This window comes from Micromonospora lutea, from assembly GCF_016863535.1.
GTDB lineage: Bacteria > Actinomycetota > Actinomycetes > Mycobacteriales > Micromonosporaceae > Micromonospora > Micromonospora lutea.
In genome coordinates this window covers 115964-128536 of the sequence record NZ_BOPB01000013.1, presented here as the reverse complement: position 1 = coordinate 128536, position 12573 = coordinate 115964, and the positions used below count along the sequence as shown (strand labels likewise).

Genomic DNA, 12573 nt, shown 5'->3' with positions numbered 1-12573 from the left:
GTCGGAGCCGGTGCCTACTCGGGCGACCGGCAGGCCGCCGGGTCGACCGTGGGCGTGAAGGTATCGACGGGCGGCGCGTCGGGGGTGCTGTCCGGTGCGGTGGTGGAGGCGTCGTCCGGCGTGCCGGGCGACGTGGCCGCTCCCCTCGGTGACGTGCTGCCCACCGGGCTCGGCGAGCCGACCGGGACGCTCGGCGTCGATGACGGCGAACCCACCACCGAGGGCGTGGGGCTCGGCGTCGGCGGGCAGAGCGGCTTGAGGTTCACGTTGGTCGGGCTGTCCATGGTCAGCTCCGCCAGCCGCCGTTCCGCGTCCGGCTCACTCTTCGCCGGGATGCCCTGTTTGACCTGCTCCTGGGCGGCCAGGGTGAGGTCGTCCAGCTGGGCGCTGCTCTCGGAGTGCACCGTGGAGAGATCCACTCCGGCGATCTGGCCCTGGATGCCACGGAACACGGCAACCTGGCCGTTCTCCGTCGCGCCCACGTAGTACTGACGCTGGGTGTAGCTCCAGCCGGCGAACACCCCGCCGCCGACGAGCACCATCATGGCGGTCGTCATTGCCAGCGCACGCAGCGGACGGCGGCGCGCCTCGGGTTCGTCGTCGGCGTTCGCGGCGGACTCGTCGGGGGTCGGCGGCCGAGGCGCGGAGAGCGCCGAGGCACGAGCCGCCGGGGTGGAGACGTCCGCCGAGGTGGCCATTCCACGGTCCCGGGCTGCCGCACCACCGACGATCGGCGCCGCCTCGACGATGTCCCGGTCGGTGGCGTCGGCGATGATCACCGTGATGTTGTCCGGACCGCCACCGCGCAGAGCGAGCTGGACGAGCCGCTCGACACACTGCTGCGGGTCGGCGTACTCCCGCATGGTCTCGCCGATGGTCTCCGCGCTCACCACGCCGGAGAGTCCGTCGGAGCAGATCAGATATCGGTCGCCGGTCAGGACCTGCCGAACCGAGTACTCGGGGTCGATGTCGCGGCCGTCCAGGGCCCGGGTGAGCAGCGAGCGCTGCGGGTGGCTGCTCGCCTCCTCCGGGCTGATCCGGCCCTCGTCGACGAGCATCTGGACGTAGGTGTCGTCCTTGGTGATCTGCGCGAACTCTCCGTCGCGCAGAAGGTAGGCCCGCGAGTCGCCGATGTGGACCATGCCCAGCTTGCTGCCGGAGAAGAGGGTCGCGGTCAGCGTGGTGCCCATCCCCTCCAACTGAGGGTTGGCCTCCACCGTCTCGCGGAGCTGCTGGTTGGCGGTGCCCACGGCGGAGCGGAGCGCGTCGACCAGGGCGTCACCGGGGACGTCCTCGTCCAGCGGCGCCATGGCACCGATGACGATGTTGCTGGCGACGTCACCGGCGGCCATGCCGCCCATGCCGTCGGCAACGGCGAGTAGCCGCGGCCCGGCGTAGACGGAGTCCTGATTTCCGTCTCGGATCAGACCGCGGTCGCTGTGGGCCGCATAGCGCAGGGTCAGAGTCATGGCCGTAATTCGAGAGAGGTGCGGCCGATCCGGATCGGCACGCCGAGGGGGACGGGGGTTGGTCCGGTGACCTTAGCGCGATCCAGGTACGTCCCGTTAGTCGAACCGAGGTCCTCGACGAACCACTGCCCGTCACGCGGCACGAGCCGGGCGTGTCGCGCGGACGCGTAATCGTCGGTGATGACGAGGGTGGAGTCCTCGGCACGACCGATCGTTATCTGCGCCTCACCCAACGTGATTCGCGTGCCGGCCAGTTGACCTGCGGTCACCACCAGCTGGTGCGCCGCCCGCCCCCGCTTCACCTTCGCCGGCTTCGCCGTCGCCTGACCGGTCGACGCGCCCACCGTCCGTGGTGCGGCCACCAGTCGACCCGAGCGGGCCCCCGCGAAGAGGTCCCGGCGGATCACGCCGACCACCGTGAACACGAAGATCCACAGCAGGACGAGGAATCCGAACCGGGCAACGGTGATAACGAGTTCCGGCAAGGCGGGTCAGCCGTCCACGCGGAAGGTCAGGGTGGTCGTACCGAGCTGGATCATGTCACCGGGATTCAACGCCACGGCGGAGACCCGCTGGCCGTTGACCATGGTGCCGTTGGTCGAGCCGAGGTCGGTCAGCACTACCTGCCCACCGTCGAAGTCCAGCCGGGCGTGTCGCCGGGAGATGCCGACGTCCGGCAGGCGCAGGTTGGCCTGGTCGCCACGACCGATCACGGTCGAGCCCATCTGCAGCGGATAGGTGCGGCCGTCGCCGGAGACCAGCCGGATGTTGCGCCCGCCACCGTGACCCGGCGGCGGGCCGTAGCCACCACCCTGGTCGTACGACGGATAGCCGGGCGGACCGGCGTCGTATCCGGGCGGACCGGCGTCGTATCCGGGCGGACCGGCGTCGTATCCGGGCGCCGAGACCGGGGCGACCTCGCCACCGGTGTAGACCTCGGCGGTGACCCGGAACATGCCGGTATCCAGTCCTTCACCGCGTTCGATCTCGACGATCACGTCTCCGTAGACCGTCCACGCCTGCTCACCGATGAACTCCGCCTGCGACTGGGCCAACTCCTGGGCCAGCGCGGCGGCGTACGGCGCCAGCCGACTATGGTCGTACGGCGAGAGATCGATCACGTAGCGGTTGGGCACCAACGTGCGCCCACCAGCCAGGATGGCCTTGTGTGCTTCGGCCTCCCGCTGCATGGCGTTGAGGATCTCCACGGGGTGGACCACCCCTTTGAAGACCTTGGCGAAAGCCCCTTCGACCAGGCCTTCCAGACGCTTCTCGAAGCGTTGCAGCACGCTCACCGGCTCCTCCTCGGGTCCCGAGGACATGATGGTATCCGTCCAGAGCGCACGCAGCTCACACGCCGCTCGGCCGGCAGGCCACGGCCCGTTCGGACGGCCCCTGATTGTCGTGCTACTCTTTCGTCCGCCACGAACGGTAACCGCTGCGAGCAGCGAAAGCCATTCGTGGCAACAGACCAAGGTCACGTAATATGGCCGAGGCCCGCCGGCGAAGCCCGGTGCAGGTCGCGTTCGACCGAGGTCAAGCCACGGGGAAGTGGCGGAATGGCAGACGCGCACGGTTCAGGTCCGTGTGTCCGAAAGGACGTGGGGGTTCAACTCCCCCCTTCCCCACCACAGCCGAGGGCTCCGCTAATGCGGGGCCCTCGCTCCGTATGGGGGCGTACCGAACGTCACGCTATGCTCCGATGGTTTCTGCCTCCGACGCACCAGGAGTGGCATGTGAGTGTCGCATTCGTGACCGGGTCGGGTGGTCTGATCGGCTCCGAGGCGGTCCGGCACTTCGCCGGCATCGGTCTCGACGTGGTCGGTATCGACAACGACATGCGGCAGGAGTTCTTCGGCGAGGAGGCGTCCACCGCGTGGAACGTCCGCCGGTTGACCGACGAGCTGGGTGACGCGTACTCCCACCACAGCATCGACATCCGGGACCGGGCGGCGCTCGGTGCGCTGTTCGGACGGTACGGCCGGGACGTTGCTGTGGTGATCCACACTGCCGCGCAGCCCTCGCACGACTGGGCGGTACGCGATCCCTTCACCGACTTCGACGTGAACGCCGCCGGCACCCTCAACGTCCTGCAGAGCGTCCGGGAGCACTGCATCGACGCCCCGGTCATCCACTGCTCCACCAACAAGGTGTACGGCGACCGGCCGAACAGCCTGCCCCTGGTGGAGCTGGAGACCCGTTGGGAGATCGAGTCCGGCCACCCGTACGAGCAGGGCATCCGCGAGGACATGTCGATCGACGCCTGTCTGCACTCGATCTTCGGTGCCTCGAAGGTCGCGGCGGACATCATGGTGCAGGAGTACGGCCGCTACTTCGGCATGAAGACGGCCTGCTTCCGGGGCGGGACGTTGACCGGCCCGGCGCACTCGGCGACCGAGTTGCACGGCTTCCTCGGTTACGTGATGCGGGCGAACATGGAGCGCCGCACCTACAAGATCTTCGGCTACCAGGGCAAGCAGGTCCGCGACGCGATCCACAGCTCGGACGTGGTCTCCGCGTTCGAGGCGTTCTTCCGCAATCCCCGCTCGGCCGCCGTCTACAACCTCGGCGGCGGCCGGCACTCGAACACCTCCAACCGGGAGGCGTTCACCCTGGCCGAGCAGATCACCGGCCAGGAAATGATCACTGAATACGTCGCGGCCAACCGGATCGGCGACCACAAGTGGTGGATCGGCTCCAACGAGGCGTTCCAGGCCGACTACCCGGACTGGAAGCAGGTGTACGACGTACCGATGATCATGCGAGAAATCTACGAGGCCAACGTGGACAAGTGGGTACCGGGAGCATGACCAAGAAGAACGTGCTCGGCGTGCTGGTCGACGCGACCACCTACGCCGAGGCCACCGAACAGGTCGTGGCCGCCGCCCAGGAACGCCGGCCGCTGGCGCTGACCGCGCTGGCCGTGCACGGTGTGATGACCGGCGTGCTGGACCCGGCACACAACGCCCGGCTCAACTCCTTCGACGTGGTCACCCCGGACGGTCAGCCGGTGCGCTGGGCACTGAACCTGCTGCACGGTGCCGGCCTCTCCGATCGGGTCTACGGTCCGACGCTGACCCTGCACGTGCTCTCCCGCTTCGCCGACGAGGGGCTTCCGGTCTACCTGTACGGCTCGACCGATGAGACGCTCGCCCGGCTGATCCCGGCGCTGGAGCGGATGTTCCCGGCCCTGAAGATCGCGGGGGTGGAGGCGTCCAAGTTCCGCGGCGTGCAGCCGGGCGAGGACCGCGACATCGCCGAGCGGATCAAGGCGAGCGGCGCCCGGCTGGTCCTGGTCGGGCTCGGCTGTCCCCGGCAGGAGATCTTCACGTACGCGATGCGCCCGCTGCTGGACATGCCGATGATGGCCGTCGGCGCGGCCTTCGACTACCACGCGGGGCTGCTGCGCCAGCCGCCGCCGTGGATGCAGCGCGCCGGGTTGGAGTGGTTCTGGCGCCTCGGCCTGGAACCCAAGCGACTGTGGCGGCGCTACGTGATCCTGAACCCCGCGTACCTGGGTCGCCTCTTCGCCCAGAAGACCGGGCTGTGGAAGGCCCGGCCGCCCGCGCCGGCCACCGAACGGCCGACCGGGTTCGCGGTCTGACCCGACACGACGAGCGGGCCCCGGCGCTACGCCGAGGCCCGCTCGTTCGCTGTCCGGACGTCAGAGGGTCAGCGTCCAGGTGTTGATGTAGCCGGTGTCACCGCCGTAGACGTCGCGCACCTGGAGCCGCCAGGTGCCGTTCGCCGCCTCGCTGGAGAGGTTCACCGTGTAGGTGGTGTTCACGTTGGCATTCCAGTCGAGGATGCTGCTGTTCTTCAGCCGGTAGGACGAGCCGTCCGGGGCGAGCAGGTCGATGACCAGGTCGCCACGGTAGGTGTGCACGATGTTCACCGCGACGGCCGAGGACGACGAGGCGTTCCGGTTGCAGCCGGAGATCGTGATCGAGCTGGTCACCGCCGAGCCCGCGTCCGGGATCGACACGTCGGTGCCGTTGGTCCCGGAGCAGCCACCGCCACCGCTGCCGGTGACCGTCAGCGAGTACGTCGCGCTTCTGGTGCCGGAGGCCGCGGTGCCGGTGACGGTCACCGGGTACGTGCCGGCCGGCGTGCTGGCCGAGGTACTGATGGTCAGCGTGGACGACCCGCCCGAGGTGACGCTGGCGGGGCTGAACGAGGCGGTCGCCCCGGACGGCAGGCCGCTGGCCGAGAGGCTGACCGACTGCGCCGATCCGTTGGTGGTGGCGGTGGCCACCGTCGCGGTCACCGAACCGCCCGGCGCGGTGGAACCGGAGGTCGGCGACACCGAGACCGAGAAGTCGTTCGTCGGCGGCGGAGTGCTGCCGTTGACCACGTAGAGCAACTGGTTCGGGGTTCCCGTGCCGACGTTCGAGATCACGTTCGGGGTGGAGTTGTTGACCAGGTAGTCCCGGACCTGCTGGGGCGTCCAGGACGGGTTGGCCGAGAGCACCAACGCCGCCGCACCGGCGACGTGCGGCGAGGCCATCGAGGTGCCGCTGATGGTGTTCGTCGCGGTGTCGTTGGTGTGCCAGGCGGAGGTGATGCTCACCCCGGGTGCCAGGATGTCCACGCAGGTGCCGTAGTTGGAGAAGCTCGCGGCGGCGTCGTTGCTCTGGGTGGCACCGACGGTGATCGCCGGAGCGGCCCGCGCCGGCGAGTAGTTGCAGGCGTTCTGCCGCTGGCCGAGGGAGTTGCCGTTGCCGGCGGCCACCGCGTACGTGACGCCGGAGTTGATGGAGTTGACGACCGCGTTGTCGACCGCGGTGTTCGCCCCGCCGCCGAGGCTCATGTTGGCGACGGCCGGCTTCACCGCGTTGGCGGTGACCCAGTCGATGCCGGCGATGACGCCGGCGTTGGTGCCGCTGCCGGAGCAGTTGAGCACCTTGACCGCCACCAGGCGGGTCGCCTTCGCCACGCCGTACGCCGAGCCGCCGACGGTGCCCGCCACGTGCGTACCGTGGCCGTTGCAGTCGGTGTTGTTGGAGTCGACCGTGTTGGTGCCCCAGGTCGCCCGACCGCCGAAGTCCGAGTGCGTGGTCCGGATGCCGGTGTCGATGACGTACGAGGTCACGTTCGTGGCCGTGTTGGGGTACGTGTACGAGCTGTTGAGCGGCAGGTTCCGCTGGTCGATCCGGTCCAGGCCCCAGGACGGGGGGTTCGTCTGGGTGCCTGCGATGGAGACGACGTGGTTCTGTTCGACATACGCGACCGCAGGGTCGGCCGCGATCCGCGCTGCGGCCCGCGCGCTGACGCGTACCTCGGCGCCCCGCACGGCCGCGCTGTAGGTCCGGGCCGTCGCACCGCCGTGCCGGCGCAGCAGCCGGTCCACGGAGGAGCCGACAGCCGTACGGCTGACCTCGCTGTCCTTGAACACGACGATGTAGCTGCCTTCGACGGCGGTCGCGCCGCCGGCGCTTCGAACGGTGCCGACCGGCTCGGCCGCCATGGCCGGCGTGGCCGTGGCCACCATCGCCAGCGCGGCCAGCCCGACGAGTACGGACCTTTGTGGAAGAGCCATCTTCCTACCTCCCTCCGATCGGCGTCGACCGTCCATCTGCTCGTGACAGATTGATCGATGAATGCCGATCAAGGTGAGGGTAGTTGGACGCGTGCGGACAGTTAAACATGTCGGATCCCTCATAACATCGACGAGATGGTTCCCCTACGGGGACGGGGTACGGGACGAACGGGGGGTGGGCCCGGATTCGGCGAGCCGGAAATCGGGCAAGGCTGATGGGCATGCAGAGCCATCTCGCCCTCCTGCTTCCGGTCGCCGCCGTCTGGTGGGCCGCTGGTTGTGTCGCGGACGGGCTACCCCGCCTGAAGCACGCTCGCGAGCTGCGCCAGCACACCGGCTGGTTACTCGCACTGACGCTGACCGGGCTCGGTCTGCTGGTGGCTCTGCCGATCGCCGGTCTGGCCACTGCCGGGCCAACCCTGGCAGATCGAGCCGCCGACGGGCTGGTGCTCGCCGCCCTTCCCGCCCTGCTGGTGGCGGTCTGCACGGTGCGCCGGCTGCGGCGACTGTGGGCCGGAGCGGGCGCACTGGCCGTCACCTCCGGAACACCCGCCCCGCACGGTCTACGCGCCGCCGCCGCACACCCGCTGCTGGGACTGCCGTTACAGGTCACCGGGTTGGCACTGCTGCCGACCGTGGTCGGCGCGAGCGGCGTCGGCCAACTCCTCGGGCCCTCGGCAACCGGGCCGGCGATCACCGTCGCGGCGCTGGCCGTCGCGGCGATCGGCGTACGCCACGCGTTGCGTCACAATCGGCTCGCCGAGCGGGCCATGCCCCAGCGGGTGTCCTCATCGCGTCCGGCCGGTGCCTTGCACATATAGCAGTTCCAGGATCGCCCGGGTCGCCTCGAACCAGCGGTCGAGCCACTCGGGCGGCGGCACACTGCCCTTCGGTGGCAACTCCATCAACAGGCCACGAAGCAGCGGATGGTCCACGAGGGAACCGTCGTCCACGGTCGACCAGCCGGCGGCCGGGAAGGACGGCTCGGTGAGCGGATTCGGGTCCAGCGACGGCAGGGTGAGCGACGACGACTCCGCCGCCGTGGTTTCCCGACCCGGGTGCTCGGTCTCCGCCGACACCACCTCGGTCAGTACGGTGTCCCGCCGGGCTCCGCGATACTTGCCGCCGAACCGTTCCGGTTTACCCGGTCCGTTGGTGAGGTTCTCCGACCCGATACTCGTCATCCGTCTCGCCTGCCTCGCTCGGTTACCCGCCCTGCCGGGGGGATGTCGACCAGCGCGTACCGAGAGGTACAACGACACGGCCACGATGTGGCGACGGCAGCCGGCGTGCAGGCGTCGATGCTCACCTGCCGAAACCGGTCACGACAGCAGGATCCCCGTTCGGCCAGTGGCCGAACGGGGATCCGTCGTACCGTCCCCGGACGTCAGGCCCGGGGGAACGCGCCGTCCCTGGTGCTGGCGACGAAAGCGTGCCAGTCACCCGGTGCGAAGACCAGGGCCGGTCCGGCCTTGTCCTTCGAGTCCCGGACGCCGACCGCCCCGGTCACAAACGCCACCTCGACGCAGTTGTCACAGTTCGGCCCGCTCTTCGAGCTCTTGAACCATGTCGCCTGCGTCAGGTTCACGGAGAATCCTTGCGTCGCCACTTCCACAACGGCTCCTCTGCCAGTCTCGCGATGTACTCGACGGACTCCTCCGGACGCTTGGCCGCTGCTCGAATGTGATCGAAGATGAAGCTGTACTTCTGTAGTTCGTCGCTCTTCTCCAGGAAGAGCCCACCCGTGGCGTTCTCCGCGTACACGACATCCGGATCACCGGGTTCGGGGAAGCTGAGGATCGTGAAGGTGCCGTCCATGCCGGCGTGCGCCCCCACCTCGAACGGCAGGACCTGAAGCGTCACGTTCGGCAGCTGGGCCACCTCCACCAACCGCAGAAGCTGGTCACGCATGACCGTGTCCCCGCCCACCGGACGGCTCAACACCGCCTCATCGAGCACCACCCACAGATCGACCGGATCATCCTGGGTCAACAACGACTGACGGCCGAGTCGGACACGCACCCGTTGCTGCACCTGATCAGCGCTGAAATCGGGGCGGGCCGCACGGATCATCGCGCTGGCGTAGTCCTCGGTCTCCAGCAGTCCTGGCACCACCTGCTGCTCGTACGCGCGAATGGAACTCGCCGCCGCCTCCAGACCGACGTACGCCCCGACCAGCACCGTGCTGTAGGGGTGCCACCAGCCCTTCTGCCGAGCCTCACGGGCGATCTGCACCAGCTCGTCGCTCTCGGCACCGACCACCCCGTAGATCCGGAGCATGTCCCGCACGTCCCGGGGAGTCGCGGTGGTGTGGCCCGTCTCGATGCGCGACACCTTGGAGGCCGAGCACTCCAGCTGCTCCGCCACGGCCTCGATGGTGATGCCGGCGGCCTCGCGCTGTCGGCGCAACTCCGCGCCGAGCCGGCGCCGCCGGATGGTCGGGCTGCGCCGCTCGCTCACCGTGTCACCTCTCCGCTTCGACGCGCCGCTCTCACCACTCGCCCACGGCGCGATCCTCCCCGGCGAGGGTTCGCGGCTTGGATGGTGCCGGTCCTCGGCCGGCCGCGGCGGCGAAGCCGGCTCTCAGTGTGCCGCCCGGGGGCCGACGCGTTCAAGCGCCGTTTCGCGCGAGCCGCTCACGTATCGGCAAAAGTCGACGTGCAACTTGCATGACGCACGCTCCTGATGCACTCTGTGCGTATGACCCGGGTTACTGACCGTCTCCGATCCGTCTCCGCGAGTGATCAAGACCGTGGAGAAGCGGGTCACGGACACTCCCGGTCGTCACCTGCCGGCACGGCCCCCGGAACTGGGAGCCGCATGTCCATCTCTGACGGCGACGGCCACGGCGACACCTCCTGATCAGCCGACCGATCCCGCTGGAGTTACGCCACCAGCAACTCCGCACCCGACGGACCGCGCCACCGACCCCGGCCACCGAGACACGACCTCGACGCCAGGGCCGAACAAACCCCCATCGTCCTCCGCCGGCCCTTCCCCGCCGGCCGACCCTTCCAGGAGCCAATGTGCTTCCCCGCTCCGGTGACGTACTGCACGTGACACGCGAGGCGAGTGTCCAGTTCCGCAGACCCATCCTGTTCCGGGTGATCCGGGTGCTCGACCGCCCCACCTACGACGGCTGGCTCTGGCTCGAAGGCTACGAGTTGAATGCTGCGGGGGACGCGGTCAACCGTCGCCCGATCTTCGTCCAGCGGGCCGGGTTGCGGCAGGTCCAGGCCGCCCCGCAGCCGCGTCCACACACGGTACGGTCGGCTCGCCGGCCCACCGTACGGACTCCGGTTCGGGTGCACTGAGCCGTCACGGACACCACCCGCGTTCAGGTGAAAAGGATTCGGGGGGCATGCCGCCGTCATAGAATCGGTATGCCCACCCCGGCACGTCTCCACCCCGCGCCTCCCGGACCCCGAACCTGGGATGGCCATGGTCAATATGTCCGCGCGGGAGCCACACCGGTCCCGTATCGCCTACACCTTCGGACTCGTGGCGCTTCTCGGTGCCGTCGTCATCCTGGTGGTGCTGGGCCGCGATCCCGCCCTGTCAGCCACCCGGCTGGCTGAACCCGTACCGGCCCCGGAGATCACTGTCGTGGAGAGCGAACCGGTCGAGCCCGACGCTCTGTTCGGCGGGGTGTGGGACGCCCACGGTGACGCCGAGCAGCCCACGTACCCGACTGAGCAGGACCCGCCGGCGCGGGCCACGAGTGATCACAGCCGGGAGGAACTCAGCCGCTCGCTGTTCTGGTCCGGGGTGTTCGGACTGGCGATCTCCCTCGCCGGTCTCGGGCTGGTCGGCACCAGACGCCGCATGTGGTGACCCCGGCGATCACTCGGTGGGGCTCACCGCCACGGTCGGCTCGGTGGTCGGCTCATCCGTCGGCGGCGACGGGCTCGGACTCGCCGCGGCCACCACCAGCCGCACCTCGTCGCCCGCCTCCGCCAGTTCGCCGGCCTCCGGGTCGGTGGCGATGACGGTCCCGGGCGGCTGGTCCGACGGGCGGTACTCCACCCGGTAGTCGAGGTCGAGCCCGTCCAGCGCGGCCCGTGCGGCGGCTTCCGGCAGACCGACCAGCGGCGGTATCGGCACCTGGACCGGGGCGGCACTCGTCGTCGGTGGTGGTGACGGGGACGGGGACGCCGTGGTCGGTGACGGCGACGCCGTGGTCGGTGAGGGCTGGGCGGTCGGCGAGGGAGATTCCGTTGACGGCCCGCCGCCGTCGAGCCCTTGACGGGCCAGCCAGAACCCGCCTCCGATCAGCGCGAGCAGGAGCAGCAGCAGGACACCCCAGAGGATCGGTAGCCACCACGGTCGGCCGGACTGCTCCTCGGGGTACCAGTCGCCACCGCTCAGCTCCCGGTCCGCTCCCGGCCGCACCGAAGGCACCTCCGCGCGCCCGGACCAGGCCGCCGACCCGGAACGCTGGGTCGGCGGCAGCGGCGCGGTGGCATCGGCGGGCATCGCCGGCCCACCGGTTGCCCGGTCCATCGGCGCGGTCTCGTCGGGAGCGCGCCCCAGCAGCGCGGTCTCGTCCGCCGCCCGCACCGGCTCCTCGGTGGTACGCCCCAGCGGCGCGGTCTCGTCCGGGTCGTCCGGCGGGATCTGTCGGGTCCGGTCGTCCGGTTGCCCGTCGGTCGGCTCCTGGCGGTCGTCGCTCATGGCACGTCCTTTCCGCCGGCCGGGCGGGCAACAGGCCCCTCGATGGTCAACCTAGCGGTTCTGCCGGTCATCGGTCGGCATCAGCGTGTCGGGTCCGCGTCACGGAGCCGGAGCGGTCGCCTCCACGCTCGGCGACGTGCCGCACCAGATCTGAACCACGTCGTTCCACCTGCCGACCGTCCCGCCCACCGGTTGTTGTGACGTGACCGTCCCGGAGCGTCCGTTGGGGTAGCGAGGGGAGAAGCCGTCGTCGACGAGTTCGGCTCCCGCCTCGTTGCACGTCTCACCGGTCAGGTCCGGCACCTCGTTCGGTGGTGCGGCACCAGCGACGTTGACCTTGACCGTGACACCGCGCCGGACGGGCGTACCCGGGGCCGGATCGGTGCTGCGTACGCTGGAACTGTCACCGCTGCCGAAGACGAGCTGCCAGCCCAGTCCCCGATCCCGCAGTTCGTCCCGGGCCTCTTCGAAATCCATGCCGACCAGGTGCGGCACGGTGAGTCCGGTCGGCCGCGAAGGGCTGGGGCTGCCGCTCGGCGTGGCCGAGGCGGTCGGCTTGGGACGCTCCCTCGGCGGCGAGGTCCGGACGGCCGGGGTCGGGGTGAGGGTGTCGGACACGCCCGATGACACCGGGTCCGGCCCTACCTGGTCGCCGGCGAGCACCCAGCCACCGGCCGCACCGATGATCGCCAGCAGTACGGCAGCGGTCCCACCACCGAGGATCACCTTCGTCCGATCCGGACCGGTGTCACCGCGCCCCGGCCGCCCGCCCGTGGTTCCGTCCGTCATCCCGCCCACCACCTCATCACCCGCGACCGTAGCGACCGGGGCCAAGCACTGTCCGTAATCGTTGCCGGTTGGTGCCCGCGCACGACTCGCCGCACCGACCAC

Annotated in this window: 14 protein-coding genes and 1 tRNA gene; 6 read left to right on the top strand and 9 right to left on the bottom strand. The window is 69.8% G+C overall.

Annotated elements, in window-relative coordinates; all coding sequences use genetic code 11:
• Positions 1 to 14 precede the first annotated feature (14 nt).
• Genes Vlu01_RS14120 through Vlu01_RS14110 form a run of 3 tightly spaced genes read right to left on the bottom strand, consistent with a single transcriptional unit; the run spans position 15 to position 2791 of the window.
• A complete protein-coding gene (locus Vlu01_RS14120) occupies positions 15 to 1469 on the bottom strand; it encodes a PP2C family protein-serine/threonine phosphatase (protein WP_203998856.1) in 1455 nt (484 codons plus the stop codon).
• Positions 1466 to 1954, bottom strand: coding sequence for an FHA domain-containing protein FhaB/FipA (locus tag Vlu01_RS14115; RefSeq protein ID WP_013730762.1), 489 nt, complete (start codon positions 1952 to 1954; stop codon positions 1466 to 1468). Before Vlu01_RS14115 ends, Vlu01_RS14120 begins: the two co-directional genes overlap by 4 nt.
• Positions 1955 to 1960: 6 nt before the next feature.
• Entirely contained in the window at positions 1961 to 2791 is an 831-nt protein-coding gene (locus Vlu01_RS14110) for an FHA domain-containing protein (protein ID WP_203998854.1), read from the bottom strand.
• A gap of 223 nt (positions 2792 to 3014) precedes the next feature.
• Here Vlu01_RS14110 and Vlu01_RS14105 point away from each other — a divergent pair.
• The 3 genes from Vlu01_RS14105 (at position 3015) to Vlu01_RS14095 (ending at position 5073) form a co-directional block, all read left to right on the top strand.
• Positions 3015 to 3100 (top strand) — tRNA-Leu (locus Vlu01_RS14105).
• A gap of 63 nt (positions 3101 to 3163) precedes the next feature.
• On the top strand, positions 3164 to 4279 hold the full coding sequence (locus tag Vlu01_RS14100; RefSeq protein WP_203998852.1) for an NAD-dependent epimerase/dehydratase family protein: 1116 nt from the start codon (positions 3164 to 3166) through the stop codon (positions 4277 to 4279).
• Positions 4276 to 5073 carry a WecB/TagA/CpsF family glycosyltransferase gene (locus tag Vlu01_RS14095; protein WP_203998850.1) on the top strand — a complete coding sequence of 266 codons (798 nt, stop codon included), beginning with the start codon at positions 4276 to 4278 and terminating at the stop codon, positions 5071 to 5073. Before Vlu01_RS14100 ends, Vlu01_RS14095 begins: the two co-directional genes overlap by 4 nt.
• Positions 5074 to 5133: 60 nt before the next feature.
• Here Vlu01_RS14095 and Vlu01_RS14090 read toward each other — a convergent pair whose 3' ends face one another.
• The gene (locus Vlu01_RS14090) at positions 5134 to 7008 is read right to left on the bottom strand and encodes a S8 family peptidase (RefSeq protein WP_203998847.1); all 1875 of its coding nucleotides are present in this window, start codon (positions 7006 to 7008) and stop codon (positions 5134 to 5136) included.
• 221 nt (positions 7009 to 7229) lie between these two features.
• On the opposite strand from Vlu01_RS14090, the gene Vlu01_RS14085 reads away from it, so the two are divergent.
• Entirely contained in the window at positions 7230 to 7829 is a 600-nt protein-coding gene (locus Vlu01_RS14085) for a hypothetical protein (protein ID WP_203998844.1), read from the top strand.
• Here the strand turns inward: Vlu01_RS14085 and Vlu01_RS14080 are convergent.
• The 3 genes from Vlu01_RS14080 to Vlu01_RS14070 form a co-directional block, all read right to left on the bottom strand.
• On the bottom strand, positions 7797 to 8192 hold the full coding sequence (locus tag Vlu01_RS14080; protein ID WP_203998842.1) for a hypothetical protein: 396 nt from the start codon (positions 8190 to 8192) through the stop codon (positions 7797 to 7799). The two genes, Vlu01_RS14085 and Vlu01_RS14080, sit on opposite strands and share 33 nt — an antisense overlap.
• A 203-nt stretch (positions 8193 to 8395) precedes the next feature.
• The gene (locus tag Vlu01_RS14075; protein ID WP_203998840.1) at positions 8396 to 8617 is read right to left on the bottom strand and encodes a DUF397 domain-containing protein; all 222 of its coding nucleotides are present in this window, start codon (positions 8615 to 8617) and stop codon (positions 8396 to 8398) included.
• Positions 8593 to 9468, bottom strand: a complete 876-nt coding sequence (locus Vlu01_RS14070; RefSeq protein WP_203998837.1) for a helix-turn-helix domain-containing protein — start codon at positions 9466 to 9468, stop codon at positions 8593 to 8595. The genes Vlu01_RS14075 and Vlu01_RS14070 overlap by 25 nt, the downstream gene beginning before the upstream one ends.
• Before the next feature lie 566 nt (positions 9469 to 10034).
• Here Vlu01_RS14070 and Vlu01_RS14065 point away from each other — a divergent pair.
• Entirely contained in the window at positions 10035 to 10322 is a 288-nt protein-coding gene (locus Vlu01_RS14065) for a hypothetical protein (RefSeq protein ID WP_203998834.1), read from the top strand.
• Positions 10323 to 10449: 127 nt separating this feature from the next.
• Positions 10450 to 10842, top strand: a complete 393-nt coding sequence (locus tag Vlu01_RS14060) for a hypothetical protein (RefSeq protein ID WP_373307382.1) — start codon at positions 10450 to 10452, stop codon at positions 10840 to 10842.
• Positions 10843 to 10851: 9 nt separating this feature from the next.
• Here the strand turns inward: Vlu01_RS14060 and Vlu01_RS14055 are convergent, their stop codons facing one another.
• Both Vlu01_RS14055 and Vlu01_RS14050 read right to left on the bottom strand, forming a co-directional pair.
• Positions 10852 to 11682: a PASTA domain-containing protein gene (locus Vlu01_RS14055; protein ID WP_239095884.1), complete on the bottom strand. Its 831-nt coding sequence runs from the start codon at positions 11680 to 11682 to the stop codon at positions 10852 to 10854.
• 99 nt (positions 11683 to 11781) lie between these two features.
• Positions 11782 to 12471: a PASTA domain-containing protein gene (locus Vlu01_RS14050; RefSeq protein WP_203998828.1), complete on the bottom strand. Its 690-nt coding sequence runs from the start codon at positions 12469 to 12471 to the stop codon at positions 11782 to 11784.
• Positions 12472 to 12573: the final 102 nt, after the last annotated feature.